Source organism: Kitasatospora sp. NPDC050543 (assembly GCF_044457565.1).
GTDB lineage: Bacteria > Actinomycetota > Actinomycetes > Streptomycetales > Streptomycetaceae > Kitasatospora.
This window is the reverse complement of record NZ_JBITGZ010000002.1, coordinates 298,628-322,248: the sequence shown is the minus strand read 5'-3', so window position 1 is coordinate 322,248 and position 23,621 is coordinate 298,628. Positions and strand designations below refer to the sequence as shown.

At 73.7% G+C, this 23,621-nt stretch carries 19 protein-coding genes, 1 tRNA gene and 1 pseudogene; 8 read left to right on the top strand and 13 right to left on the bottom strand.

Annotated features, from left to right (window positions below; all coding sequences use genetic code 11):
• Positions 1-11: 11 nt before the first annotated feature.
• From ACIBH3_RS03800 to ACIBH3_RS03780, 5 genes are all read right to left on the bottom strand, one after another.
• The gene (locus ACIBH3_RS03800) at positions 12-2,669 is read right to left on the bottom strand and encodes an ABC transporter permease (protein WP_396310224.1); all 2,658 of its coding nucleotides are present in this window, start codon (positions 2,667-2,669) and stop codon (positions 12-14) included.
• Positions 2,666-3,421 carry an ABC transporter ATP-binding protein gene (locus ACIBH3_RS03795; RefSeq protein WP_396310223.1) on the bottom strand — a complete coding sequence of 252 codons (756 nt, stop codon included), beginning with the start codon at positions 3,419-3,421 and terminating at the stop codon, positions 2,666-2,668. Before ACIBH3_RS03795 ends, ACIBH3_RS03800 begins: the two co-directional genes overlap by 4 nt.
• Positions 3,418-3,801 carry an SHOCT domain-containing protein gene (locus ACIBH3_RS03790; RefSeq protein WP_396310222.1) on the bottom strand — a complete coding sequence of 128 codons (384 nt, stop codon included), beginning with the start codon at positions 3,799-3,801 and terminating at the stop codon, positions 3,418-3,420. The genes ACIBH3_RS03795 and ACIBH3_RS03790 overlap by 4 nt, the downstream gene beginning before the upstream one ends.
• Positions 3,802-4,000: 199 nt before the next feature.
• On the bottom strand, positions 4,001-4,669 hold the full coding sequence (locus tag ACIBH3_RS03785; protein ID WP_396310221.1) for a response regulator: 669 nt from the start codon (positions 4,667-4,669) through the stop codon (positions 4,001-4,003).
• Positions 4,666-5,892 carry a sensor histidine kinase gene (locus ACIBH3_RS03780; RefSeq protein ID WP_396310220.1) on the bottom strand — a complete coding sequence of 409 codons (1,227 nt, stop codon included), beginning with the start codon at positions 5,890-5,892 and terminating at the stop codon, positions 4,666-4,668. Before ACIBH3_RS03780 ends, ACIBH3_RS03785 begins: the two co-directional genes overlap by 4 nt.
• A gap of 208 nt (positions 5,893-6,100) precedes the next feature.
• Here ACIBH3_RS03780 and ACIBH3_RS03775 point away from each other — a divergent pair, with 208 nt between their 5' ends.
• Positions 6,101-6,745, top strand: coding sequence for an HAD family hydrolase (locus ACIBH3_RS03775; RefSeq protein WP_396310219.1), 645 nt, complete (start codon positions 6,101-6,103; stop codon positions 6,743-6,745).
• 508 nt (positions 6,746-7,253) lie between these two features.
• Here ACIBH3_RS03775 and ACIBH3_RS03770 read toward each other — a convergent pair.
• A complete protein-coding gene (locus tag ACIBH3_RS03770; RefSeq protein ID WP_396310218.1) occupies positions 7,254-8,420 on the bottom strand; it encodes an FAD-dependent oxidoreductase in 1,167 nt (388 codons plus the stop codon).
• A 236-nt stretch (positions 8,421-8,656) separates the two neighbouring features.
• Here ACIBH3_RS03770 and ACIBH3_RS03765 point away from each other — a divergent pair, with 236 nt between their 5' ends.
• Positions 8,657-9,262 carry a TetR/AcrR family transcriptional regulator gene (locus ACIBH3_RS03765; RefSeq protein ID WP_396310217.1) on the top strand — a complete coding sequence of 202 codons (606 nt, stop codon included), beginning with the start codon at positions 8,657-8,659 and terminating at the stop codon, positions 9,260-9,262.
• 458 nt (positions 9,263-9,720) lie between these two features.
• On the opposite strand, the gene ACIBH3_RS03760 is transcribed toward ACIBH3_RS03765, so the two are convergent.
• From ACIBH3_RS03760 to ACIBH3_RS03750, 3 genes are all read right to left on the bottom strand, one after another.
• Positions 9,721-10,281, bottom strand: a complete 561-nt coding sequence (locus ACIBH3_RS03760) for a dihydrofolate reductase family protein (RefSeq protein WP_396310216.1) — start codon at positions 10,279-10,281, stop codon at positions 9,721-9,723.
• 56 nt (positions 10,282-10,337) lie between these two features.
• Positions 10,338-11,366, bottom strand: coding sequence for a sigma-70 family RNA polymerase sigma factor (locus ACIBH3_RS03755; RefSeq protein WP_396310215.1), 1,029 nt, complete (start codon positions 11,364-11,366; stop codon positions 10,338-10,340).
• A gap of 106 nt (positions 11,367-11,472) precedes the next feature.
• A tRNA-Val gene (locus tag ACIBH3_RS03750) sits at positions 11,473-11,547 on the bottom strand.
• 277 nt (positions 11,548-11,824) lie between these two features.
• Between ACIBH3_RS03750 and ACIBH3_RS03745 the strand changes: the two genes are divergently transcribed.
• The 4 genes from ACIBH3_RS03745 (at position 11,825) to ACIBH3_RS03730 (ending at position 14,452) form a co-directional block, all read left to right on the top strand.
• Entirely contained in the window at positions 11,825-13,129 is a 1,305-nt protein-coding gene (locus ACIBH3_RS03745) for a hypothetical protein (RefSeq protein WP_396310352.1), read from the top strand.
• A gap of 145 nt (positions 13,130-13,274) precedes the next feature.
• On the top strand, positions 13,275-13,757 hold the full coding sequence (locus ACIBH3_RS03740) for a DUF4442 domain-containing protein (RefSeq protein WP_396310214.1): 483 nt from the start codon (positions 13,275-13,277) through the stop codon (positions 13,755-13,757).
• Between the two features lie 22 nt (positions 13,758-13,779).
• Positions 13,780-14,010 (top strand): zinc ribbon domain-containing protein, encoded by a 231-nt coding sequence (locus ACIBH3_RS03735; protein ID WP_396310213.1) that lies wholly within the window; start codon positions 13,780-13,782, stop codon positions 14,008-14,010.
• A 106-nt stretch (positions 14,011-14,116) separates the two neighbouring features.
• A complete protein-coding gene (locus ACIBH3_RS03730) occupies positions 14,117-14,452 on the top strand; it encodes a hypothetical protein (protein WP_396310212.1) in 336 nt (111 codons plus the stop codon).
• Positions 14,453-14,539: 87 nt separating this feature from the next.
• Here ACIBH3_RS03730 and ACIBH3_RS03725 read toward each other — a convergent pair whose 3' ends face one another.
• The 3 genes and pseudogenes from ACIBH3_RS03725 to ACIBH3_RS03715 all read right to left on the bottom strand — a co-directional run bounded on the left by ACIBH3_RS03725 (position 14,540) and on the right by ACIBH3_RS03715 (position 19,547).
• Positions 14,540-15,430, bottom strand: a complete 891-nt coding sequence (locus ACIBH3_RS03725; RefSeq protein ID WP_396310211.1) for an HAD family hydrolase — start codon at positions 15,428-15,430, stop codon at positions 14,540-14,542.
• Positions 15,430-18,176, bottom strand: a pseudogene (locus ACIBH3_RS03720) (phosphoribosyltransferase). Before ACIBH3_RS03720 ends, ACIBH3_RS03725 begins: the two are co-directional and overlap by 1 nt.
• A gap of 198 nt (positions 18,177-18,374) precedes the next feature.
• The gene (locus ACIBH3_RS03715) at positions 18,375-19,547 is read right to left on the bottom strand and encodes an HpcH/HpaI aldolase/citrate lyase family protein (RefSeq protein ID WP_396310210.1); all 1,173 of its coding nucleotides are present in this window, start codon (positions 19,545-19,547) and stop codon (positions 18,375-18,377) included.
• Between the two features lie 528 nt (positions 19,548-20,075).
• Between ACIBH3_RS03715 and ACIBH3_RS03710 the strand changes: the two genes are divergently transcribed.
• Positions 20,076-21,251 carry a TerD family protein gene (locus tag ACIBH3_RS03710; protein ID WP_396310209.1) on the top strand — a complete coding sequence of 392 codons (1,176 nt, stop codon included), beginning with the start codon at positions 20,076-20,078 and terminating at the stop codon, positions 21,249-21,251.
• A gap of 67 nt (positions 21,252-21,318) precedes the next feature.
• Here the strand turns inward: ACIBH3_RS03710 and ACIBH3_RS03705 are convergent, their stop codons facing one another.
• Entirely contained in the window at positions 21,319-22,059 is a 741-nt protein-coding gene (locus tag ACIBH3_RS03705; protein WP_396310208.1) for a Tellurium resistance, read from the bottom strand.
• Between the two features lie 335 nt (positions 22,060-22,394).
• Between ACIBH3_RS03705 and ACIBH3_RS03700 the strand changes: the two genes are divergently transcribed.
• Entirely contained in the window at positions 22,395-23,486 is a 1,092-nt protein-coding gene (locus ACIBH3_RS03700) for a DUF2637 domain-containing protein (RefSeq protein ID WP_396310207.1), read from the top strand.
• The last annotated feature ends 135 nt before the right edge of the window (positions 23,487-23,621 follow it).

Sequence of the window (23,621 nt, the reverse complement as noted above, 5' to 3'; positions counted from 1 at the left end):
CCGATCCGGCGTCAGTCGGCCGCGATGGCCCGAAGGATGTCCAGGCGGGCGGCCCGCCCGGCCGGCCGCAGCCCCGCCACGGCCCCGGCCAGCAGCCCGGCCACCAGCACCACGGCCAGCCGCACGGGCGGGATCGCGAAGGCGCCCGTCCCCGCACCGTCCGAGGCCCGCACCAGCGCCCAGCCCAGGAAGACGCCCAGGCCCAGCCCGCCGACCGTACCGAACGCCGCCACCAGCACCGACTCCCAGCGGACCATCCCGCGCAGCTGGGCCCTGGTCTGCCCGACCGCCCGCAGCAGCCCCAGCTCCCTGGTCCGCTCGTGCACCGCGAGGGTCAGCGTGTTGGCGATGCCCAGCAGCGCGATCAGCACCGCCAGGGCGAGCAGCGCGTAGACGATCGAGAGCATCATGTCGACGCCGCCGGCGGCGCTCGCCGCGTACTCGTCCCGGTCCTGCACCTGCGGGTTGCCGAACGGAGCGGCGGCCCGCTCGACGGCCGCCTTGCCCGTCGCCAGCGGGACACCGTCCCGGAGCGCGACCGCGACCATGGTGTCGGCGTCCTGCCCTCGGTGCGGAGCCCAGGCCTGGCGGGTGATCAGGTAGTCGCCGGCCAGCCCGCCACCCTGGTACAGCACCCGGACGGTGAACGGCCCGCTCGCGCCGTCGGTGAAGCCGACGGTGACGCTCTGCCCGAGCCGCCAGCCGTGCTTGTCCGCCTCCGCGCGCGAGACCGCGAGACCGTCGGTGCCCAGGGCGTCCAGCGAGCCGTCCACCCGTCCGAGGTCCACGATGCCGGCGAGCCGGGCCGGGTCGGTGACGTCCAGCACCCGGCCGTGGCCTTCGATCCGGGCCACCCCGCGGCCCAGGCCGACCGTCTGCCCGACCTCCGGCAGCCCGGCCAGCGCGTCGGCGAGCTTCGGGCTCACCCCGCTGCCGCCCGCGCCGAACGAAGGAGCGGTGACGGCGAGATCGCCCGCGAAGGAGTCCGCGACCGTCCGGTCCAGGGTGGCCTTGATGGACGCCCCGAAGACCGTGAACAGGGTCACCACCGCCACACCGACCATCAGCGCCGTCGCGGTGGCGGCCGTCCGCCGGGGGTTGCGGGCGGCGTTGCGGCGCGCCAGCGTCCCCAGCACACCGCGCAACCGGGGCAGCGGGGCACCGAGCACCCGTACGGCGAAGGCGGCGGCGACCGGACCGAGCACCACCACCCCGGCCAGGGTGGCCAGCGCCCCGGTGACGGTCAGCAGGACGGAGGGCCCGCCGGTCGCGCCGACGACGGCCAGCGGCACACCCCCCGCGAGCAGCACCCCGCCGAGCGCCAGCCGCACCCGCCCGGCCCGCCCGCCGGCCGCACGGTCCACCGCGGTCTCCCGCAGCGCGGCGAGCGGCGCGGTACGCCCGGCCCGGACGGCCGGCAGCAGCGCCGAGCCCACCGCGACCGCCGTACCGACCACCAGCGGCAGCACCACGGCGGCCGCGGTGATCACCATGCCGCCGGTGGGCAGCGAGAAGCCGAAGGCCGAGAACAGCGCCTTGAGCCCGGCCGCCACGCCGGCGCCGCCGAGCAGCCCGCCCACCGACGCGAGCACGCCGACCGCCAGCGCCTCGGCGAGGGTCGCCGCCAGCACCTGCCCGCGGGCCGCGCCGAGCGCCCTCAGCAGCGCGTTCTCCCTGGTCCGCTGGGCGACCACGATGGCGAAGGTGTTGTGGATGGTGAAGGTCGCCACCAGCAGCGCGATCCCGGCGAACACCAACAGCAGGGTGGTGAACATGCTGAGGAACCGGCCGGAGACCTGCGCGGTGCTCTCGGCCGTCGCCGCGGTACCCGTCACCGCCTCGACACCCGCGGGCAGTTGCGGGGCGATCGCCTTCACCAGCGCGGCCTGCGAGGTGCCCGCATTCGCCCGGACCTGTACGGAACTGGCCTGCCCCGCGCCCTTGGGGGTGAGGTACCGCTCGGCGTCGGCCACGGTGAGGCCGGTGAAGGTACTCGGGCCCATCCCGTCGGCGCTCGCCCCGAAGGTGGCGACACCGACGATGGTCACCTTCACCGGGTCGGGCGTGCGCAGCACCGTGGTGTCGCCGATGTGCAGGCCGCCGGCCTTGGCCGCACCCCGGTTGACCACCGCCTCACCCGGCGCGGCCGGCGCCCGGCCCTCCGCCAGGCGGTACGGGTTGAGCTTCGCGTCGGCCAGCCAGGTCCCCGCGATGGTGGGCGGCCCCTGGCCGCCGACGGGCTTGCCGTTGCTGCCGACCAGCTGGCCGGCGCCCTGGACGGAGGCCTCCGCGGCCGCCACGCCCGGTACGGTGCGCAGCCGGTCGGCCAGGGCCGCGTCGAGCGGCGCCCGGACGCCGCCGGGGGTGTTCGGCGCGTCGAGCACGTCCGCACTGCGCACCACCGCGTCGGTACCGGCGTTGGCGTCGGCGAACAGGGTGTCGAAGTTCGCCCGCAGGGTGTCGCCGAGCACCATGGTGCCGGTCAGGAAGCTGACGCCGAGCAGGACGGAGAGGAAGGTGCCGGCGAGGCGGCGCCGGTGGGCCCGCAGCGAGCGCAGGCTGATCCGCAGGGCGGCGCGTACGGAGCCCAGGGTGCTCGCGGCGCTGCGGCCCGACGGGGTGGTGGGCGGTGGTGTGGTGGTCGACGGGGTGGTGGGCCGCGTGCTCATGATCGCCCCCGCTCGAAGGCCTTCAGCCGGTCCAGCACCCGGTCCGCGCTGGGCTTGGCCATCCGGTCGACCAGCCGGCCGTCCGCGAGGAAGAGCGCCTCGTCGGCGTAACCGGCGGCGACGGGGTCGTGGGTGACCATCACCACGGCCTGGCCCATCTCGTCCACCGCCCGCCGGAGCAGGCCGAGCACCTCGGCGCCCGCGCGGGAGTCGAGGTTGCCGGTGGGCTCGTCGGCGAAGACCACCCGGGGCCGCCCGGCCAGCGCGCGGGCCACCGCGACCCGCTGCTGCTGGCCTCCGGAGAGCTCGCTCGGCCGGTGGTGCAACCGGTCACCCAGTCCGACGGTGTCGATCAGGACGTCCAGCCAGGCCCGGTCGGGCGCGGCCCCCGCGAGGTCCAGCGGGAGGGTGATGTTCTCCCGGACGGTGAGGGTGGGCACGAGGTTGAAGGCCTGGAAGACGAAGCCGATCCGCTCCCGGCGCAGCACCGTCAGCCGGCGGTCGTTCAGCGTGCCGAGCTCGATGTCGCCGATGTACGCGCTGCCCGCGCTGAGGGTGTCCAGCCCGGCGGCGCAGTGCATCAGGGTGGACTTCCCCGAGCCGGAGGGGCCCATCACGGCGGTGAACCGTCCGGCCGGGAAATCGACGGTGACGTGGTCCAGCGCGCGCACCCGGGTGGCGCCGGCGCCGTACACCTTGACGGCGTCCTCCACCCGGGCGGCGGCGGTGCGCACGACGTCCAGCGTGGTCACTCGGCACCTCCGTGGTCGTCGCGCGGGTCCTTGCGCAGGTCCTGGCGGGCGTCCCGGCGGGGGTCCGGGGCCTGGCTCGGGTACGGCCCCCGGCCCTGGGTCGGGTCCTGACCCCGGTGCAGGCCCGGGTCCTCGGCGAGGACGTCGCGCCGGGCACGGTACTCGTCCGCGTCGATGCCACCCTCGGCGTAGCGGCGGCCGAGCACCGCGATCGGACTGTCCGCGAGCGGGGCACCCGGGCGGCCGGCGCAGCCGCGGCGCCAGACGGTACGGCGCAGGACGATGATCACGAGGAACACCACGGCAAGCCAGAACAGCGGGATCAGCAGGATCCACGGGCCCGGGCCGTGCCAGTCGTTGTCTGCCAGCAGCGCGTACATGGGGGTTCATCTCCTCGGCGGTGAGCTCTGCCCGGGAGTGCCTCCCGGGGTGCTTCGAGCATTCCGCCGCCGGGGGTGCGGGCGCGTCCTACGGGTGGCGGCACCGCGCCTACCGCCTGCGGAGTACGGGTACCGCTCAGTGCGTGATCCGCACAAGCCGGGCCGCCGCCCCAGGCGCGGGCCCCGTCCCGGCCTCCGGTCAGCCCAGCCAGCCCGGGCGGACCAGCCCCGACTCGTACGCGACCACCACCAGGCCCGCCCGGTCGCGGACACCGAGCTTCACCATCGCCCGGCTGACATGCGTCTTCGCCGTCAGCGGGCTCACCACCAGGCGACGGGCGATGTCCTCGTTGGACAGCCCCATGCCCACCAGCGCCAGCACCTCCCGCTCGCGCTCGGTGAGCGCCGAGAGCTCCTGCCCCGCGCCGTCCGGCGGCTTGGAACGGGCCGCGAACTCGCCGATCAGACGCCGGGTCACCCCCGGTGAGAGCAGCGCGTCACCCGCCGCCGCCACCCGTACCGCGCGCAGCAGGTCCGCCGGTTCGGTGTCCTTGACCAGGAAGCCCGCCGCGCCGGAGCGCAGCGCCTCGAAGACGTACTCGTCCAGCTCGAAGGTGGTCAGCACGACCACCCGCACCCCGGCCAGCTCCGGATCGTCCGCGATCCGGCGGGTGGCCGCCAGACCGTCCAGGTTCGGCATCCGGATGTCCATCAGCACGACGTCGGGGGCGAGTTCGCGGGCGAGCCGGACCGCCGCCACGCCGTCATCGGCCTCGCCGACCACCTCCAGGTCGTCCTGGGCGTCGAGCAGCGCCCGGAATCCCGCCCGGACCAGCGTCTGGTCGTCCGCCAGCAGCACCCGGATCATTGCGCTCCTCCCGCGGCCGCCCGCACCGGCAGCACACCCCGCACCCGGAAACCGCCGTCCGCGCGCGGCCCCGCCTCCAGCGTGCCGCCGATCGCAGCCACCCGCTCCCGCATGCCGACCAGTCCACTGCCCGAGCCGCCCGCCTCCGCGCGGCCGGCCGGCCCCGGATCGTCCACCTGGACGACGATCCCGTCCGGGCTGCTCCAGTCCAGCAGCACCTCGGCGCGGCGTGCCGAGGAGTGCCGGATCACGTTGGTCAGTGCCTCCTGCACGATCCGGAAGGCCGCCAGGTCCACGCCCGCGGGCAGCGCCCGGCGGGTGCCGGTGACCACCACGCTCACCTCCAGCCCCGCCCCGCGGGCCTGCGCCGTCAGCTCGTCCAGCCGCGCCAGACCCGGCGCCGGAGTGCGCGGGGCGGCGGTTCCGGGCGAGCGCAGCGTGCCGAGCACCTGCCGCACCTCGCCGAGCGCCTCCTTGCTGGCGCTCTTGATGGTGACCAGCGCCGTCCGGGCCTGCTCGGGCCGGGTGTCCAGCAGCTCCAGCGCCACCCCCGCCTGGAGGTGGATCAGCGAGATGCTGTGCGCCAGGATGTCGTGCAACTCCCGGGCCATCCGCAGGCGTTCCTCGTCCGCCCGGCGCCGCTCGGCCTGCGCCCGGTACGCCTGGTGCGCGGCCATCCGCTCCCGCCGGAAGCGCAGGATCTCGGCGAACGCCACCACCAGCAGCACCCAGGCGCTGGCCCCCAGCTCCTGCTCCCACACCAGCCGGGGCTCCGGCGCCCGCTGCCAGCCCTGCGGCAGCACGAAGGTGATCAGCACATGCGCGAGGTACGCCGCCCCCAGGCTGAGCCAGGCGGCCCGACGGTGCCCGGTCTCCACGGCGACGCAGACCGCGACGGCGAGGCTGATGAACACCGGACCGTACGGATACCCGGCCAGCAGGTACGCCACGGTGGCGACGGCGGTGCCCGCCACCACAGCCGCCGGCCACCGCCGACGCAGCACCAGCAGCGCCGGGCCCAGCAACAGCAGGAAGTAGCCGAGCGCGTCGAGACTCACCCGGCCGGAGGTCTGATGCCGCCCCGCCACGGTGCTGCCCACCACCTGCACCACCGCGATCACCAGCGCCGACGCCACCGGCCAGCCCGCCTTCGCGGCCCGCACCCACGGCGGCCGCCACGGCTCGGGGCCGTGAGCGCCGGCCTCATCCTCTTCAGCTGCCATGCCGCGAGGCTAGGCCAACCCCGCCCCACCGGGCGTCACCCCGGCGAGGCGGTCGCGCGTACTCCCCCTGTAGTACGCGGGCGTGGTACGGCCGGTGGTACGAGGGTGCGCCGCGGTAATACGGGGACGGGTGCGACCGGGTAGCGCGCACGCGGGCGCGCGGTGCGTCCACCCGCCCCCGACCCGGGCCGCCACTACGCTCGCGGCCATGCAGCGGCTGGTGCTCACGGACCTCGACCACACCCTCATCGACCGTCGCGGCACCGTCGTCAACTGGGCCACGACCTTCTGCGACAGCCTCGGGCTCCCCCCGGGCGCCGCCGAACTGGTCCACGCCTCGGTGCGGGCCCGCACCTACCGGCGGACGTTCGCCGAGCTCAGCGCCACCTACGGCCTGGCCGGGTCGGGCGAGGCCCTGTGGGACGAGTACGTCGACGGCGCCGCGTCCCGGGTGGAGTGCTTCCCCGGCGTCCTCGACGCCCTCGCCCGGCTGCGCGCCGCCGGCTGGACCATCGCCGTGGTGACCAACGGGGCCACCGACGTCCAGCGCGCCAAGCTCGCCGTGACCGGCCTGCTGGACGCCGTCGACGCCGTCTGCGTCTCCGAGGAGGTCTGCGCGCCCAAACCCGAACCGGCGATCTTCCACACGGCCGCCGCCCGCTGCGGCCACCACCTCTCGGCCGGCGGCTGGATGATCGGCAACAACCCGGCCACCGACATCCTCGGCGCCCAGGCGGTCGGACTCCACTCGATCTGGATCTCCCCCGACCCCGCCTGGCCCCACCGCCACCCCGCCCCCGACCACACCACCCCCGACGCCACGGCGGCCGCCGACCTGCTGCTCAGCCTGTAGCGCCGGTCGGCCCCCGGGCCCTCAGCTCCCCGGCTGCCCGGCCCGGAGGTCGTACCGCACCCGTACAGCACCCCTGCCCCGCCGTCCACGGTTCGGGTCACCATGTCGGTGCCGACTCCTACTCTCGTCACCATGCCTGACGCAGCGACACGAGTCCCCGGGCGGCCGCCCACGCCGTCGACCAGGACGACCACGGGGAACAGCTCACCGCGCCGCCCGCGCCACGAGGTCACCGGACCACGCGCTGCGAGCAGTGCGAAGCCCGCTACCCGGCCAACGGCCGGTCCCGCTACCGCAGCGAGGACTGCCTGGCGCAGGTCCAGGCACTGCGGACGACGGCCGGCATGTACGGGCTGACGCTCGAACAGGTGCGGGCGGTGCGGGCGGTGCGCGCGGTGGACGCCTGCATGGTCGGTGAAGTCAATCACGCGAATTGCTCGGCCGCCGTTGAGATCGCTCCTGGTGGCTCTCCCGTCGGCGGAGCCGGGAGGTGCGAGGTCGGCCGAGCTCAGCCGGTGTGAGCGGGAGCGTCAGGGAGGGTGCTGGCCGGCCAGAGGTTGTCGGGGAAGGCGGCGGCGTCGGAGTCGCTGTCAGGCATGAGGGTGGTGAGCATCTGCTGGGCGGTCTTCGCGTTGTCGGCGGCGCGGGGCAGCATGACGCCTTCGTAGGCGTCGAGGGCCTCGTCGATGTCGGAGTGGGCAATGACGGCCTGGGCGAGTTCGGCGCCGTCGAGCAGGGCGAGGTTGGCGCCGACGCCGACGGGCGGCATCAGGTGGGCGGCGTCGCCGAGCAGGGTGATGCCGGGGACACGCCGCCAGGAGTGGGAAACGGGAAGGACGAACATGGGCCGGTTGACGAAACCGCCCTCGTTGTCGCGCAGGATGTCCAGCAGGCTCTCGTGCCAGCCCTGGTACTGCGCGAGGAGGCGCGTACGTACTGCTTGGGTGTCTGCGAGGTCGAGGCCGGCGTGCCAGTCCTGGGGGCCGCGGAAATTGATGTAGGCGCGGACGTGTCCATTGCTGTTGCGCTGCAGCACCAGGCTGCGGCGGCCCGCCTTGGCCGACATGGTGCCGCGACCGGCCAGGCGGGCGATGCCGGGGTGACGGTGGTCGACGTCGTCGAAGTGAGCTTCCACCAACGTGACACCAGCGTAGGAGGGTTGGGCTTCGGAAAGCGCGGGGCGCACCCGGGACCAGGCGCCGTCGGCGCCGATGACCAGGTCGAAGTCTTCGTCCGTACCGTCATGGTGGTGCAGGCGGACGGTGCCACGGGGTAGCGGGGTGACGGCCCTTACGGAGTGACCCCAGCGGACCGTGCCGGGGGCGAGGGAGTCCAGCAGGAGCGCGCGCAGCTGTCCGCGGTCGATCTCGGGCCTGGTCAGATCGTCGTCGTCGGCCCGGTCGTGGCGTATCAGGGTCGCGTGGCGGTCGTACAGGCGCCACTCCTGGCCTTCGGGCCGGGACAGGGCGAGGAACTGGTCGAACAGTCCGGCTGCGCGCAGGGCCGCCTGGCCGGTGTCTTCGTGGATGTCGAGAGTGCCGCCCTGCGAGCGGGAATGGGGGGCGGTCTCACGCTCGAAGACCGTGACCGGCACGCCGTGCTGTTGCAGGACGCACGCGCAGACGAGGCCGCCTAGGCCGGCACCGGTGATCGCGATGCGAGGGGTGGTGGACATGAGGGTCACGCTCCGTTCAACGGTTGAGGAGAGTGCTGGTGTCTTGTGACAACGCCCGGTGTTCTGGGCATGGCGGATCAGTCGTTCCGGTGTGGGACGCGTCCCGGGTCCGACAGGTGGGTGCCGGTCAGCCGTCCCCACTCACAGAAACACAGCAGCTACAAAAGTACAACCGCTCTGATTTTCTCCTCGATAGCATTTGCGATCGAATCCCCTCAAGGGGGTAGAGTGGGGGCATGGCCGAGACAACGACAGGACGCCGCGAACGCAAGAAGGCCCAGACGAGGCAGGCCCTGGCGGACGCCGCACTGCGGCTGTTCACCGAGCACGGCTTCGACAACGTCGGTGTACGCGAGGTGGCGGAGGCGGCCGACGTCTCGCTGAGCACGCTCTTCAAGCACTTCCCCAGCAAGGAAGCCCTCGTCTTCGACCTGGACGCGGACGTCGAGAGCGCCCTGGTCGCCGCCGTTCGCGACCGAGCCCCCGGTCAGCCCGTGCTGCACGCCCTGCGCGACCACATGGTGCAAAGCCGAACCGCCGTGCGGACCGACGACCCCACTTTCGTCCTCGTCGAATCCACCCCCGCGCTCCGGGACTACGCCCGGCGCATGTGGTCGCGCCACGAGAGCACGCTGGCCGCCACCCTCGCCGAAGCCACCGGGCTCGCCCCGGACGCTCCCGCCGTCACCGGCCTGGCACGCTTCGCCCTGGAAGCCCCCAGCATCGCCCGTGCAAGCGAAGACCCTGCCCGGACCATGCGCGACCTGTTTGCCCTGCTGGAACACGGCTGGGCCGCCACTGCCCTGACGCGACAGGAAGACCACCCCGGTCAGAACGGGTGACCGCGACCTCTCGAAGGGCTTCCGCCGCGACGCGTTCCTGCCGCACCTGTTCAGAACTGGGTCGACCAGGCGCAGTCAGATCGTGAAGACGGCTTCAGCTTGCGTCGAGTCGTGTATCGCGCTGTGGGCGACTCCGTCGCGGGGCGCGCTACGTCCCCATCAGCCAGGCCGAAGCCGCCAGGGCCACCCGCCCGCTGTCCGCCCGCTGCGGCTTCCCCGTACCGGTCCACCCCGTGATCGCCATCGTCGGAGCCGCGTCCATCGAGGTGAGCTCCGCCCTGTCCCCCGTGCTCCACCTGGACGGGGCAGCCGTGGATCAGCGCCTGTCGGGCCGCACCCCCGCCTCTCCAGCAGCCAGGTCGACAGCATCCACACCGCCGCCCGCGACAGCCGCACCTGGCAAGGCCGAGCGCCCGGGCCGTCGCGACCCGCCGTGGGCCGCGAGGGGTGGAAAGCCTTCAGCGGGCGGCAACCCTGCGGTAGCGGGTGAGGACGAGGGCGCCGACCCGCTCCGCCGACAGGCACTCCAGGTCCGTGTGCGGGCCGTCGGCCGGGAAGATCCGCCGGCCGGCGCCGAGGACGGTGGGGAAGGTCATCAGCCGGTACTCGTCGACCAGGTCCTCGGCCATCAGCTGGCGCACGATACCGAGGCTGCCCATGACGACCACGTCGCGGTCCTCGCGCTTGACGGCGTCGACGAGATCGCCGTCGAGGGGCCGGGAGTTCGCCCAGGCCGAGGTGTCGGTCAGGGTACGGGTGGCGACCAGCTTCGGGACGGCGTTCATCTGCGCGGCGAACGGACCCTCGCGGTGCGGCCAGAGCTTCGAGAACTGCTGCCAGGTCCCCCGCCCCTGCAGCAGTACCCCCCTCTCCAGCGTGCTCCCGATCCGGAACCTGTCGCCGTCGATCTCCTCACGGCCGAACCGGAACATCCAGCCGCCCTCCGGCGTGCCCGCAGAGCCGTCGGGGTCGGAGACGACCCCGTCCAGGGTGGTGAACGCGATGACGATGACGCTCATGACGAGTCTCCTTCGGTGTGGTGTTCACCAGTACGTACCGGCGACACCGACCGGACTCATCGCTCCCGGCGCAGCTCTTCGGAAGAAGTTCGCGAGAGGAGGCCGAAGACCCGCAGCATTCGTGGATCAGCAAAGACCACGTTGTGCGTGATCCGGCCACCGTGGACAGTGAAGACCTGCAGACTGTGGAGTCGGAAGGCGTCCGCTGCCACTGCCTCAGGCAGGTACGTGGCGAGCGCGGGCTGGCCGTTGGCGGTGAGCTGCCGTGTGGCCCAGCCTCGGCCGCGCATCTCGAACACCCGGTCCATGAACCGGCCGTAGTCCTGACGGCCGAGGTACCACAGTGGGACCGGCGGCATCTCAAGGATCGCGTCCTCGGCCAACAGCCGGACCAGGGCAGGGACATCGGCCGCCTCGAAGGCACGGGCGTAGCGCTGGACCACCTCGCGCGCCTCGGGACTGTCCGGTTCGGTGAGCTCGGTGAGATCGGTGCGCTCACCGGCCAGGGCCAGGGTGGCGCGGGCGCGCTGCAGTGTGCTGTTGACCGCCGCGACCGTGGTCTCCAGCTGGCCGGCGACCTCTGCGGCGGTGAACCCGAGCACCTGACGCAGCACGAGTACGGCCCGCTGCCTCGCCGGCAGCAGCTGGACCGCCGCCACCCAGGCGAGTCGCAGGTCGGCGCGCGTCTCCAGATCGAAGCGGGCGTCGGGGAACGGCTCCAGCCAGGGAATGTCCGGGGCCGGCACGAGTGGCACCCTCGGGTCCTCACCGGGCGCGCCGAGACCGGACGGCAGCGGACGCCGCGCGCGGCCTTCCAGCGCGGTGAGGCACACGTTGGTCGCGATCCGGTAGAGCCAGGTCCGTACCGACGCCCGCTCCGGGTCGTACCGGTCCCGCGCCTTCCATGCGCGCAGCAGTGACTCCTGCACCAGGTCCTCGGCGTCCTGATAGGAGCCCAGCATCCGGTAGCAGTACGCCGTCAGCTCGCCCCGGTACGGCTCGAAGTCCACCGGTCCATCATGCCGGACCTCAGTGACGGAAGGCCTGGTCCGGGCCGACGACGGTCCGGAGCAGGCGGGGCACACGGACCGCCCACCGAAAGCGGCGCCGCAAGGCCGGCTGACATCAGCCGTTGCGGTCAGTCAGTGCAGTCAAACGCCCCACAGCGTGATCGCTGCGGGGCATTTCGGCTGGTGGGCGCGGACGGTTTCGAACCGCCGACATCTGCTTTGTAAGAGCAGCGCTCTACCACTGAGCTACGCGCCCCCGTCGCGGCCCGGTGGGGGTACGACGACAGCCAAGAGTACCTGGTCCGCCGGGGGGCTCGGGACAGGTGGGGGGAGGGGGAGCGGCGGGGTGGTGGGAGGGGTGCCGGTGGGGTGGGGTGATCGGGAAGAATGGGTGGTGGATCACCCGCCGGGCGGGCCGTGAGGCGCCGGGGCGGGGCGGACGTCGGAGCAGGGAGCGCGGAGTGAGGGTGGCCGGCGGGAGCGGGCGGGGGCGGCGCCGGGGCGCGGCGGTCGAGGCGCTGGGGCTGACGCTGATGCTGCCGCTCGTACTGCCGGCGGTGGTCGCGGCGTCGTTCGGCAGTACGGGTGGCGGCCGGGGTGGCTGGTGGCGGCGGGGTGAGGCCGGCCGGGCCGAGGCGAAGGCCGCGCGGGACGAGGCGCAGCAGGCGTTCTACGAGCTGGACTCCACCCAGCGCGACGTCCAGCTGGCGGTGGAGACGGTACGGGCGGCGGAGGAGAGCGCGGCGGCGCGGCAGGCGCTGGCGGACTTCCAGCAGATCTCCGGCCGGGTGGACCAGGTCAGCGTGAACTACCTGGCGGCGCTGGACGCGCACGATCTGGACGCGGAGGAGCTGGAGTCGGGCGCGGCGACGCGGGCCCGGCGGCAGCTGGAGGACGTGAAGGGGCAGCTGGGTGCGGCGCAGGCGGAGCTGAACGGGTTCCTGGCGCGGTTGCAGCCGCTGCTGGATCATGCCGAGGCGCAGCTGATGCGGGTGACGCCGGCGGTGGAGAAGGCGAAGCGCGCACTGCTCGCCGCGACCACCGCGCTGGAGGCGGTGCGCGCGGCGGGGTTGCAGGCGGACGACCTGGCGACGCGGCTGGCGGAGCTGGCGCCCGAGCTGAGCCGGCTCAACGAGGGCGCGGCGAAGCACGGGGTGGCGGCGACGCTCAGGCGTGCGGACGACGTGGCGCTGCGGGCGGATGCGATCGCGGCGTCGGCGCAGCAGCGTCCGGAGAAGGCCCGGGAGATCGACCGTCGGGTGGCGAGTCTGCGGACCCGGATCCAGGCGCTGGAGACCAAGGCCGGCACCGTCGACCCTGCGCTGAGCGAGCTGCGGCGCCGGTTCAGCGCGGCGTGCTGGCAGGACCTCCAGCGCGTTCCGGACCAGGTCGCGGAGGCGGTACGGGCGGCCGGGCAGAAGCTGTCCGAGGCGGCGCGGGCGCGCGACGAGCAGCGCTGGGCGGATGCCACCGGCGCGATCGGTACGGTACGGGCGCTGCTGGACACGGCGGACGGTTCGGTGGCGGCGGTGAACGAGCGGCTGCGGCAGCTGAACGAGGTGGAGCACAACCCGAGCCACGAGATCGAGCGGACGCGCTTCGCTCTGCGCGACGCGCAGCGGCTGGCGATGGCGGGGCGGCAGGCGCCGGATCCCCGGCACGCCGGGCCGCTGGACGCCGCGGTCGGCCGGCTGGACCGGGCGGTGGCGGCCCTGGAGGCGGCGGGGCGGCACCCGGACTACTGGCACTTCCTGGGCGAGACGGCTGCGGTACGGGCGTCGGCGGCCGAGGTGGTCTCGCTGATCCGGGGCGATCTGGGCAGTTCGGGGCACCACTGACGGGCCCAGGCGGGACGGGCGTGCCGCGTCGCCGGGCGGCAGCCGCCGGGGAGGCGGGGGCATCCCTCGCGGCCACATCTCGGGGCCGGAATCGGCCACCCGAGGCCATTACTGGCGAGTAACATAATCGGCTAGAGTCGGCCCCATGGCACGAAAGCGCACCATGACGGCCGCGACCTTCCGGCGTGGCATCAACCTCTGGCCGCCGTTCCTCTTCGCGGGCATCCGGGTGATGGCCGTCTCCGAGGACTTCCGCTTCGCGAAGGTCCGGCTCCGGCTGGGCCGGCTCAACCGCAACTACGTGGGCACCCACTTCGGCGGTTCGATCTTCGCGATGACCGACCCGTTCTGGATGCTGCTCATCATGCAGAACCTCGGCCGCGACTACGTGGTCTGGGACGCCGCCGCCGAGATCACCTTCGTATCGCCGGGGCGCGGCGACATCTTCGCGGAGTTCGCACTGAGCGACGACCGGCTCGCCGAGATCCGCGAGCTGACCCAGGAGGGCAAGAAGGCGCTGGTCTGGTTCGACACCGAGGTGCTGGCGTCGGACGGCGGCGTCGTCGCCCGGGTGCGCAAGCAGGTGTACATCCGCGAGAAGCGCCCGCGCGACGTACCCGGCGGCTGAGCGGCTCGGTACGCTGCGGGGTATGCCTCGTTACGACTTCCGCTGCCGCTCCTGCGGAGCCACGTTCGAACTGCGCCGGACGATGGCGCAGGCCAGTGACCCGGCGGTGTGCCCGCAGGGGCACCCGGACACCGTCAAGCTGCTCTCCACCGTCGCCGTGACCGGGGTGGGCGGCGGCAGCAGCTCGCCGCAGCCGCCCTCCGGCGCAGGCGGTGGGGGTGGCGGCTGCTGTGGCGGAGGCTGCTGCGGCTAGCCCGCACCGAAGCCCAGGCGGGCGCGCGCACCCGGCCCCGACCGCCGCAACCCCCCGCTGCGAGACTGCTCCGATGAGAGTCAAGTGCACCGGGATCATCCATCCGATGGCCGACATCCCCGTGGCGGAGTTCGAAGGCGTCCGGGTCGGCGGCGTCTACCCGGTACTGGAGCTGATCGCCGGGGTGGACGAGGTATGGATCCGCCTGCTGGGCGAGGGCGCTGAGGCGCCCGGGCTGCTCTGGGACCCGGTCGACTTCGAGACGGTGGACGACCGGATCCCCGCGAGCTGGACGGCCGTCCTGGCCGACGGCAGCGTGCGCATGGCCCCGGCCAGCTGGCAGCGCCCGGGGTTCTGGGCGGACCACTGCGCCGGCGACCCGCAGGCCCTGGCCGACTTCGAGCACGCGGCGCGCGAACTGCTCGACGGCACCGGTCCCTGAGCCGGGACGCCCGTCAAGGCCGCTGTGGCGGGCGCGCCGCCCGCCACAGCGGCCACCAACCCACCCCCGCCACAGCGGCCGGGCGCGTCAGCGGACCGCGACGGCCTGCGTGCCGGCCCGTACCCGGGCGAGGAACTGGCGGACGATCTCCTCCCCCGCCGCCACACCCACATGGGTGAGCGCGGTGACGCCGGGCGCCGTCCAGCCGGCGTCCGCGAGTTCGCCGTGGCCGGGCCGCCAGCCGGCGTCGGCGGCGAGCAGCAGCTCGGCGTCGAGCAGCGAGTCGCCGGCCGACAGCACGATCGCGCCGCCGACCCGGCGCTCGACCTCCGCCAGAGCCGCGCTCTTGCTGAGCGGGGCGGGCACCGCGTAGACCTTGCGGCCCTGCAGTGAGACCGTCCAGCCGCGCTCCTCGCACCAGCCGGCGAGCTCCTCCAGCCAGCCCTGCGGGAGTTCGGCGCGCTCGACGACCAGGTAGGCGAAGAGATCCTCCGCGACCCGGCGCTTGTGCGTCCACTCCGGGTCCGCCGCGAGGGCGAGGTGTTCGACGACCTCGTTCAGCGGCGCGGAGGCGGCCGCCAGCCGGGAGCGGACCTCGGTGCGCCAGTCCTGGTCGGGGACGCCGTCCACCAGCAGCTGCCCGCCGTTGCTGCAGATCGCGTACTGCGGCACCCAACCCGGTGTCGGGCCTGGCAGGTTGACGCGTTCGTACTGGGTACGGGTGCGGGTGGTGGCGGGCACGAAGACGCTCGCCCGGATCAGCTCGACCAGCAGTCCGGCGGCCTGCTCGGTCATGAACGAGAGCGCCTTGCCGTCGTGCACCTCCACCGACAGCAGCCTGGGGGCCAGCCGGTCGGGGACGTCCAGGGCGAGCGCGCGGTTCGAGTAGATCAGGGTGCGGTCGAGGTCGCTCGCGACCAGGAACCGCGAGGCGGCCGAGCCGGCGCCGGAAGCAGCGGCGGGGGCAGCGGCACTCATCAGGACTCCTTCGCCAGGACGGCCGTACCGGACTCGCCGATCGCGCCCCGGTTGTAGCGGGGGTGGATCAGGCCGACGCAGGAGTACGGCAGGTCGTCCACCTCCTCCACGGGTACGCCCCGCTGGGCGGCCAGCAGCCGCACGTGGTCCAGGTCCGCACCCGCACCGCGCCGGGCCAGCACCCGCCACGGCACCCGGCGCAGCATCACCCGGGTGGTCTCACCGACGCCGGGCTTCACCAGGTTGACGTTGTCGATGCCGTACTCGGCGCTGATCCGCTCGACGGCGGCCCAGCCCTCCCAGCTCGGCGTGCGCTCGCCGTCCGCGTCGGCCAGCTGCGCGGCGGCGGCGAGAGCCTCCTCGCGTACGGCGGCGAAGTGGTCGGCGACCGTCTCCAGGAAGGCGTTGGAGACGTCCGCGCCGGCCAGTTCGGCGTAGTGCTTGGCGCCGTGGAAGTCGTGGGGGCCGATCAGGTCGGCGCGCAGCACGGTACGCGAGATCAGGCCCGAGACCGTCGAGTTGAGGCAGGCGGACGGGATCAGGAAGTCGTCGCGGGTGCCGTAGGTGCGCACGCAGCCACCGGGGTCGGCGAGGACGGCGAGCTCGGGGTTGAAGTCCGTGCCGGCGAGCGCCTCGGTGAGTTCGCGGGTGATCGCGCCCTTGCCCGTCCAGCCGTCGACGAAGACGACGTCCGCGGCGCGGTGGTGGGCGGCCAGGTAGCGCAGGGCGACCGGGTCGATGCCTCGGCCGCGGATGATCGAGACCGCGTAGTGCGGGGTGTCCAGGTCATGGGCGAAGGCCAGCCAGCGGCGGATCAGGATGCCGACCGGCGTGCCGGCCCGGGCCAGCGAGGCGATCACCAGGTCGGGGCCGCGCTCGCGCAGCAGCGTCTCGGCCACGGTGCCCACGGCCAGCGCGATCCGGCGGGCGGAGGCGCGCAGGGCCTGGTGGAACAGCTCCTGGTACTCGGGGCTGGGCTGGTACTCGACCGGCAGGGACTCCGCGTAGTGGGCGCCGCCGGACTGGACGGCCTCCTCACGCTCCTCGGTCGGGGCCTCCAGCGGGACGTCGGAGAGGTCGGTGAGCAGCCAGGTGACGTCGGCGCGTGCGTAGGAGGAGAAGTCCGGTCCGTACAGCGGGCGCGGTTCGGTCGCGGTGCTGGGGGGCGTCGTGGTCATGCTCGCCTTCGGTCTGTTGCTCGGCTGGTGGTCAAAGGCTGTTGATCGAACGAGTGCGCGAACGGCGGCGTTCCCCTCGTCGGACGGTGTTCCCGGCATCAGAGCCCCCGATCGGACGGCCGGTCGGACGGCCGTCGGTCGGACGGTGGCCGAGGGGACGGCGTCGGGTCGGACGCGGGCTGGGTGGGCGCCGGCCGGTGGGACGGGAGGACGGCGAGGACGACCCGGTCGGCGACCAGCCGCAGCTGCCGCAGCAGCGCGCGCTCGCCCTCGTGCAGAGCGGGGGTGTCGCCGGGCCCGTCGACCACCAGGACGATCGCGTCGAAGCGGCGGTCCGGGTCCGCGCCGGGGGCGACGTTGTAGGCGTACCGCTCGCGCGAGCCGTCGTCGGCCGGGTCGTCGTGGGCGGGGAAGGCCAGCCGGGTGCGGATCGCGTAGCCGGGGTCGTCCACGGCGAGGACCGGGGAGCGGGTGGTGGTCGAGAACCGCACGTGCTCGTCGCCGAGCTGCCCGGCGAACCGGTCCGCGAGTGCGCCGGCCAGTCGCAGCGGGGCGTACATCAGCTCCTCGAAGCCGAGCACGAGTACCCGCGGGACCCCCGGCACCGGTCGTGCCTGTCGCGCGGCGGCCTCGACCGGCACACCGGCCCCGGCAGGGCCGGTCACGGCCTGCGCCAGCTGCTCGGCCAACTCGGGCAGTACGGCGTTCAGTTGCGCCCGGTGCTCGGCGGTGAAACCGTGCCGGCCGCCGTCCGGCAGGCCCTCGGGCCAGGCCAGCGCGACCCGGACGAGCGGCGCCGGCGAGCCCGCCGGCGGGGCGGGGGCGGGGCCTGCGGCGGCGATCAGCTCCTGGGCGCGCGGGAGGACGTCCTCGGGCAGCCGTACGCCGCCGACGGCGGTGGCGATGAGGTCCAGCCGGGCGCCGAGCTCGGTCGCGGCCTCCTCGAGGCGCCGGCGGTCGGCCTCGCCACGCAGGTCGACCAGCGAGACGACGACGTAGTGCGAGCGCGGATGACCGGCATGCAGGGCGCGGATGGTGTTGAGCACGGTGTTGCCGGTGGAGAACTCGTCGTCGACCAGGACCAGCGGCCCGTCCCCGGTCAGCAGCGCGGGGTCGGCGGGCAGCAGCAGGTGCGAGGTGGCGTGCGAGTGCTCCTCCTCGAAGCCGCCGACCGCCGCCACGCCCTCGACCGGCCTGCGGGTGGAGTGCAGGTAGGGGGCACCGAGCGCGTCGGCCACGCTGTGGCCGAGGCCGGTCGCGGTCTCCGCGTACCCCAGCACCACCGCGCGGGCGGCCGGCTCGGCGCCCAGCAGTTCGTGCACCCGGCGGCCGAGCTCCAGGCCCGCGCCGTGCACGACCTCCGGGCGCTGCGGCACGTGCTTGCCGAGCACGGTGGAGACCAGCAGGTGGGCACGCCGGGGGTTCTCCCGCAGGGCGAGGCCGACGAGCTCGGGCAGCCGGTCCGAGCCGGTCAGGCCGATGCCGAGCCGGTCCGCGACCCAGCGGCCGGTCCACGGCGCCGGGGTCGCGTCCGGCTGCGCTGCGGCTGGTACTGCCTGTGCTGTCACTGGCCCTGCTTTCGGTGGTACGGCGAGCTGGTGGTACGGGCACTACGGGTACTACGGGCGCCAGGGGTCCCACGGGTGCCACGGGTAGAACTGGCGCCACGGGTGGAGCCGGCCGTACGGGTGGGACGGATGCGGACGGGCACCGCGCCCGCGCAGGCCGCCCGGCCGGGCCTACGAGGTCCGAGGGTACGGGGCGGCTCAGGCGCAGAGGCAGGCCGCCAGCAGCTCGGCGAAGCTCACGTCCTCCCTGGCCACGCCGAACACCTCGGCCCGCACCATCACCCGCTCCGCCCAGGCGCGGTGCGGCTTGGCCTCGTTCATCTTGTTGGTGTACGCCGAGCGCAGCACCCCGCCGCCGCCCCGCTCACGGTCCAGGATGTCGCGGGCGTCGGAGAACTCCTCGTGCGTGACGACCGACAGCGCGTGCACGGCGGGGACGTGGCTGGGGTGGATGCAGGTCTTGCCGAGCAGGCCGTTGGCGCGGTCCAGCTCGATCTCGCGGATCAGGCCGTCGAGGTCGTGCTCGATGATCCGGCGGCGGACGTCCTCACCCGGTGGGTCGGCCTCGACGAACGGGGTGCGGCGCAGCTGCGGCTTGAACATCCGCTCCTGGACCGGGAAGTACTCCCAGACCGGCCCGGTGACGGTGTAGCCACTGCCGTCGGCCCGGCCGAGCACGTTGACCACGTCACCGATCACCCCGGCGACCAGCGCCACGTCGTAGGCGGTCAGGTCCGGGGAGCGGCGCAGGCCGTACGCGGAGCAGAGGTCGGTGACGCCGAGCCGGACGGCGAGGATGCGCTCGCGGTGCTTGCCGAGCAGCCGGGAGATGCCGAAGAGCTGCTCCCGGCGGGTCTCCAGATGGGCGAGCTCGGGGGACTCCAGCACCGGCATGGCGAACAGGCGGTGCCCGCTCACGTTCTCGGCCGTGGTCAGGGCCTCCAGGAAGTCGCCGCCGCTCTCCTCGGTGAACTTCGGCAGAACGAATCCGGTGAGCAGGCGGACGGCCGGGCCGAGCCGGCGGGTGAGGTCGGTGATCTGATCGGCGGTGCGAACCCGAATGAAGAGAAGGGGAAGATCCTGTGTGCTGTCCGTGTGCAATTCGCCAAGCCTGGCGACCAGGTTCTCCTCGGCCGCCGGCACCTCGTGGTCCGCTATCGCGTCCTCCAGGCAGAGCACCATCGAGACCACACCCCGCGAGGCCTGCTTGCGGATGTCCGTGCGCAGGGTGGTCCTGGTGGCGGGGCTGTAGAGGGTGGCGCCGAGCGCGGTGGAGAGGACGGCCGCCTCGCTGTCCCGGCCGAAGTTCCTGGGCTGCTCCAGGAAGAGGCGGTCGCGTACGTCGTCGGCGAGGTGGCCGAAATGGCGCAAGGTGCTCTCCTCGATCAGGTCCGGCCCGCCGGGGCGGCGGGGGTGCGGGTGGCGCCGTGCAGGGCGTCACGGCCGCGAAGTTCGGGTGCTGGCGGTACTGGTGGTGCTGACGAAGCTGGGAACGACGGCGGGAGCCGGGCTGGGTGCGACGGGGGGTACGGCAGGGGGCACGGTGTGCGGCGGGGCGGCGGGATTGCGGCGGTGCGGTCTGCGCGGCAGCGGCCCGGCCGACGTATCGCTAACCGGTCCACGCGGCCCGGTGGTTCCCGGATCGGTGACGGGGTTGCCCCGGCCCGACGGCGTTCTGCGGGACGGCCGGTCGGCGGATGTACTGGACCACTGAACCCCCCGGAGCCACTGGCCGCCAATCGTACGGACCGATCCCAGCGAATGCGGCTCCGAAACATCGAATTCTCGGAAGGTTACCGTCCACTTCACAAAGCGCAAGCATTCGGCAAAGTCCCCCACGGTTCAGCCACCTTCGGCCACGTTGTCCGAATGGGTGGCGAAGAGGCAGGATGGTCGGCTATGACGCACGTGATGGCCAAGGGCGCCAACATCCCGCTGCCGGCGGCCGCGGTCCGCGCCGTGCTGCGCTGGAACGCCACCCCCGGCGCCCCGGACGTGGACGCCTCCGCGCTACTGCTGGGCTCCGACGGCCGGGTTCGTTCGGATGCGGACTTCGTGTTCTACAACCAGCCCCGGCACCCTTCGGGCGTGGTGCGCCACCTGCCCAAGCACCGGGTCGGCTCCGAGGGTGACATCGCCGACACCATCGAGGTGGAGCTCGGCAAGCTGCCCGCCGACGTCGACCGGGTGGTGCTGGCCGGCTCCGCGGAGGGCGGCTCCTTCCGTGCGGTGGCCCGCCTGCGGGTGCTGCTGTACGACGCCACCGCGGGCGACGGCGCCGCCGCGCTGGCGGAGTTCGCCGTGACGGACGCCGAGGAGGTCACGGCGCTGCTGGCGGCCGAGCTCTACCGGCGCGACGGCGGGTGGAAGTTCCGGGCGGTCGGCCAGGGGTACGCCTCCGGCCTGATCGGCCTGGCCACGGACTTCGGCATCACGGTCGAGGACGACGAGCAGGCCCCGGCCGAGGCCGCGGGCTCGACCCCCGCGCCCGCGCCGCACACCGCGCCCGCCGCAGCATCCGCGCCTACCGCTCCCGCACCGGACCCCCGTAGCCACCCCGCGCCGGCGCCCGCCCCGGCGCACCGGCCGGACGCGCGCCCCGAGCCGCGCTCCGAGCCCGGCACGTACACCCTCGCGCCCGCCGTACCGTCGACCACCCCGCTGCCGCCCCCGCCGCCGACCGCGCCGCCCACCCAGCACCCCGCCCAGCCGCCCGTGCCCCCGGCCCGGCAGCCCGGCTACGGCTACCCACCGGCACCCCAGCCGCACCACCCGGCCCCGGCCGCCGCCGCACAGCCGGCGCAGCCCGGAGGCTACGGCTACCCGCAACCGACCCAGCAGCCCGGCTACGGCTACCCGCCGGCACCCCAGCCGCACCAGCAGCCGCAGTCGGCCGGATACGGCTACCCCCAGCCGGCGCAGCCCGGGGGCTACGGCTACCCGCAGTCGCACCAGACCCAGCAGCCTCAGCAGCCGGTCCAGCCACCCCCGCCCGCCGCGCCGCCGGCGGCCCAGCAGCCCTCTCCGGACGGCTTCGCACTGCCCCCGCAGGGACCGCAGTTCCAGCCGCGCTGATGCCCGCACCGCCACCCGCACCCGGGCACCGCGGGAGAGCAGCGCGACCGCAACTACAGCCGTCCCGCTACTCCCCCGACCCCGGGCCCGTCTTGTAGCCGCGCTGCCACTGCATCCCGAAGCCGTACAGCCGGTCGAGGTCCGCCTGGAACCCGTTCACATAGCGGACCTCGCGGCGTACGGTGAGCTCGCCGTCCCCGGTGTTCTCGATCAGCACCACCGCGCAGGAGCGGGCGGCCGGCGCCCGCTCGTCCAGCTGGATCTCGATCCGCGGGCCGGTCTGCGGCACGATCGTGACCACCGCGTGGGTCTGGTCGAAGGCCGGCGTGCCGTCGTAGATGTACACGAAGATGAGCAGCCGCTTGAACTTCTCCTTCTTCTCCAGGTTGACGTACATCGTCTCGCCGGAGGGTGCTCCGTACACGTCGTCGCCACTGAGCTTGATGTACGGCGGCTTCTGGAGGTCCCCGAAGTACTTGCCGAGCGGCTGCACCACCCCCCGGGCACCGTCGGTGAGTTCGTACAGGCAGGCGAGGTCGAGGTCCACGTTGACCCGGGTCGGCTGGTACGAGTCGGGCTCCATCGGGCTGAGGATCCGGGGGCTGAACCAACGCCGTACGGACTCCCGGGCCGAGCGGCCGCCGCCCTCCCTGGTGGTCCAGTGCAGATTGACGTACAGGTAGCCGGTGGTGGCCGCGGCGCCGGCGATCCGGTGCTGCGGCTGCGACTTGGTGAGGGTCACCTTGTGCTGCCCACCGGGATCGAGGGTGTTGCGCTCCCCCCGCAGGTACTCCCAAACCGAGGCCATCCAGTCCTCCCCCAGGTCCGCCAGATGATCTGACGCCCCATGATCCTTCATCGGTCGACCCACGTGCGCATGAATTCATCTACCCAGTGGTGAACGCCGGGCACCGTCCGGCTTCCCACCGGCCGAAGTGGCGGCCGGCAGCGGGCCTCCCGTACGATGCCGTTCCTTCGGACGCGATATCGTCTAGCCGCACAGGTGTCCCGGCAACCACGTACGGGCGCAGCAGTCGCTCACGGTGGGAACCGACACACCGTCAAACCCACCACACTCCCCGGGACCTGACTCCCTGTGCCGCACAGTGCCCATTCCTGCGGAAAGCCGAGGCCCGACCCGCAATGAACCTCTCGTCCATACAGCTGGTCTGGACCGTCGTAGGCGGCGCGGCCCTGCTGTTCACCGCCATCCTGGTGGCCACGCTGCGTTTCAAGAGCACCAAGAGCGAGGAGTCCGGTGACTCCTGGGAGCGCAGCGAGGAGCGCCGGCGACGCAAGGAGATGGTCTACGGGATCTCCTCCTACGTCCTGCTGTTCTGCTGCGCCGGCGTCGCGGCCGCGCTGTCCTTCCACGGCCTGGTCGGCTTCGGCAAGGAGAACCTCGGGCTCTCCAACGGCTGGGAGTACCTCGTCCCGTTCGGCCTGGACGGCGCGGCGATGTTCTGCTCCGTGCTCGCGGTGCGTGAGGCCAGCCACGGTGACGCGGCGCTCGGTTCGCGCCTGCTGGTCTGGGTGTTCGCGGTCGCCTCGGCGTGGTTCAACTGGGTGCACGCCCCGCGCGGCGGTGCCCACGACGGCGCCCCGGAGTTCTTCTCCGGCATGTCGATCTCGGCCGCGATCCTCTTCGACCGGGCGCTGAAGCAGACCCGCAAGGCCGCGCTGCGTGAGCAGGGCCTGGTGCCGCGCCCGCTGCCGCAGATCCGGATAGTGCGCTGGATGCGCGCCCCGCGCGAGACCTACGCGGCCTGGTCGCTGATGCTGCTGGAGAACGTCCGCAGCCTGGACGAGGCGGTGGAGGAGGTCCGCGAGGAGCGTCAGAACAAGCTGGACGCCAAGCAGCGCGCCCGCAGTGCGGACCGCCGTGAGCGGGCCGAGCTGAAGGCCATCTCCCGGCAGGGCAGCATGCTCGCCCGGGCCCGCAGCGGGCGCCAGGTGCCCGCGCTGACCGCTGCCGGGGACGGCCCGAACTCTACGGAGCCTGCTCTAGCCGCGGAAAGCGACCTCTCGGCCGCCGGCCGCTCGGTGCTCGAACCCGCGTCGATGAGCGCGCTGTCGGCGGGCCGCCGCCCGCGGGCCGCCGTCGGCTCCTCGCAGTCCTCGTCCTACTCCTCCTCGTCGTCCATCGACCTGACGATCGACGACGACACCCTGTCGATGCCCAAGCTGGACTCGCTGGAGCGCAAGCTGCGCGCCATCGAACAGCAGCTCGGCTGAGCACCCGGCCTCGCTTCGTCCGTCCGGACGAGGCGAGGCCGGAGCATGCACCAACGGCGGCGGGCCCCCCCCCCCGGGGGGGGGGGGGGCGGCGCGCGGGGGGGGGGGGGGGGGCGGGGCCGGGGGGGGGGGGCG

What these genes read in the sequence shown, in the direction of transcription:
- ACIBH3_RS03710 (WP_396310209.1), top strand. Translation starts at nt 20,076, where the DNA reads ATGACGCACGTGATGGCCAAGGGCGCCAACATCCCGCTGCCGGCGGCC.
- ACIBH3_RS03775 (WP_396310219.1), top strand. Translation starts at nt 6,101, where the DNA reads ATGCAGCGGCTGGTGCTCACGGACCTCGACCACACCCTCATCGACCGT.
- ACIBH3_RS03735 (WP_396310213.1), top strand. Translation starts at nt 13,780, where the DNA reads ATGCCTCGTTACGACTTCCGCTGCCGCTCCTGCGGAGCCACGTTCGAA.
- ACIBH3_RS03765 (WP_396310217.1), top strand. Translation starts at nt 8,657, where the DNA reads ATGGCCGAGACAACGACAGGACGCCGCGAACGCAAGAAGGCCCAGACG.
- ACIBH3_RS03770 (WP_396310218.1), bottom strand. Translation starts at nt 8,420, where the DNA reads ATGTCCACCACCCCTCGCATCGCGATCACCGGTGCCGGCCTAGGCGGC.
- ACIBH3_RS03745 (WP_396310352.1), top strand. Translation starts at nt 11,825, where the DNA reads ATGCTGCCGCTCGTACTGCCGGCGGTGGTCGCGGCGTCGTTCGGCAGT.
- ACIBH3_RS03780 (WP_396310220.1), bottom strand. Translation starts at nt 5,892, where the DNA reads ATGGCAGCTGAAGAGGATGAGGCCGGCGCTCACGGCCCCGAGCCGTGG.
- ACIBH3_RS03705 (WP_396310208.1), bottom strand. Translation starts at nt 22,059, where the DNA reads ATGGCCTCGGTTTGGGAGTACCTGCGGGGGGAGCGCAACACCCTCGAT.
- ACIBH3_RS03800 (WP_396310224.1), bottom strand. Translation starts at nt 2,669, where the DNA reads ATGAGCACGCGGCCCACCACCCCGTCGACCACCACACCACCGCCCACC.
- ACIBH3_RS03760 (WP_396310216.1), bottom strand. Translation starts at nt 10,281, where the DNA reads ATGAGCGTCATCGTCATCGCGTTCACCACCCTGGACGGGGTCGTCTCC.
- ACIBH3_RS03725 (WP_396310211.1), bottom strand. Translation starts at nt 15,430, where the DNA reads ATGAGTGCCGCTGCCCCCGCCGCTGCTTCCGGCGCCGGCTCGGCCGCC.
- ACIBH3_RS03700 (WP_396310207.1), top strand. Translation starts at nt 22,395, where the DNA reads ATGAACCTCTCGTCCATACAGCTGGTCTGGACCGTCGTAGGCGGCGCG.
- ACIBH3_RS03785 (WP_396310221.1), bottom strand. Translation starts at nt 4,669, where the DNA reads ATGATCCGGGTGCTGCTGGCGGACGACCAGACGCTGGTCCGGGCGGGA.
- ACIBH3_RS03790 (WP_396310222.1), bottom strand. Translation starts at nt 3,801, where the DNA reads ATGTACGCGCTGCTGGCAGACAACGACTGGCACGGCCCGGGCCCGTGG.
- ACIBH3_RS03730 (WP_396310212.1), top strand. Translation starts at nt 14,117, where the DNA reads ATGGCCGACATCCCCGTGGCGGAGTTCGAAGGCGTCCGGGTCGGCGGC.
- ACIBH3_RS03740 (WP_396310214.1), top strand. Translation starts at nt 13,275, where the DNA reads ATGGCACGAAAGCGCACCATGACGGCCGCGACCTTCCGGCGTGGCATC.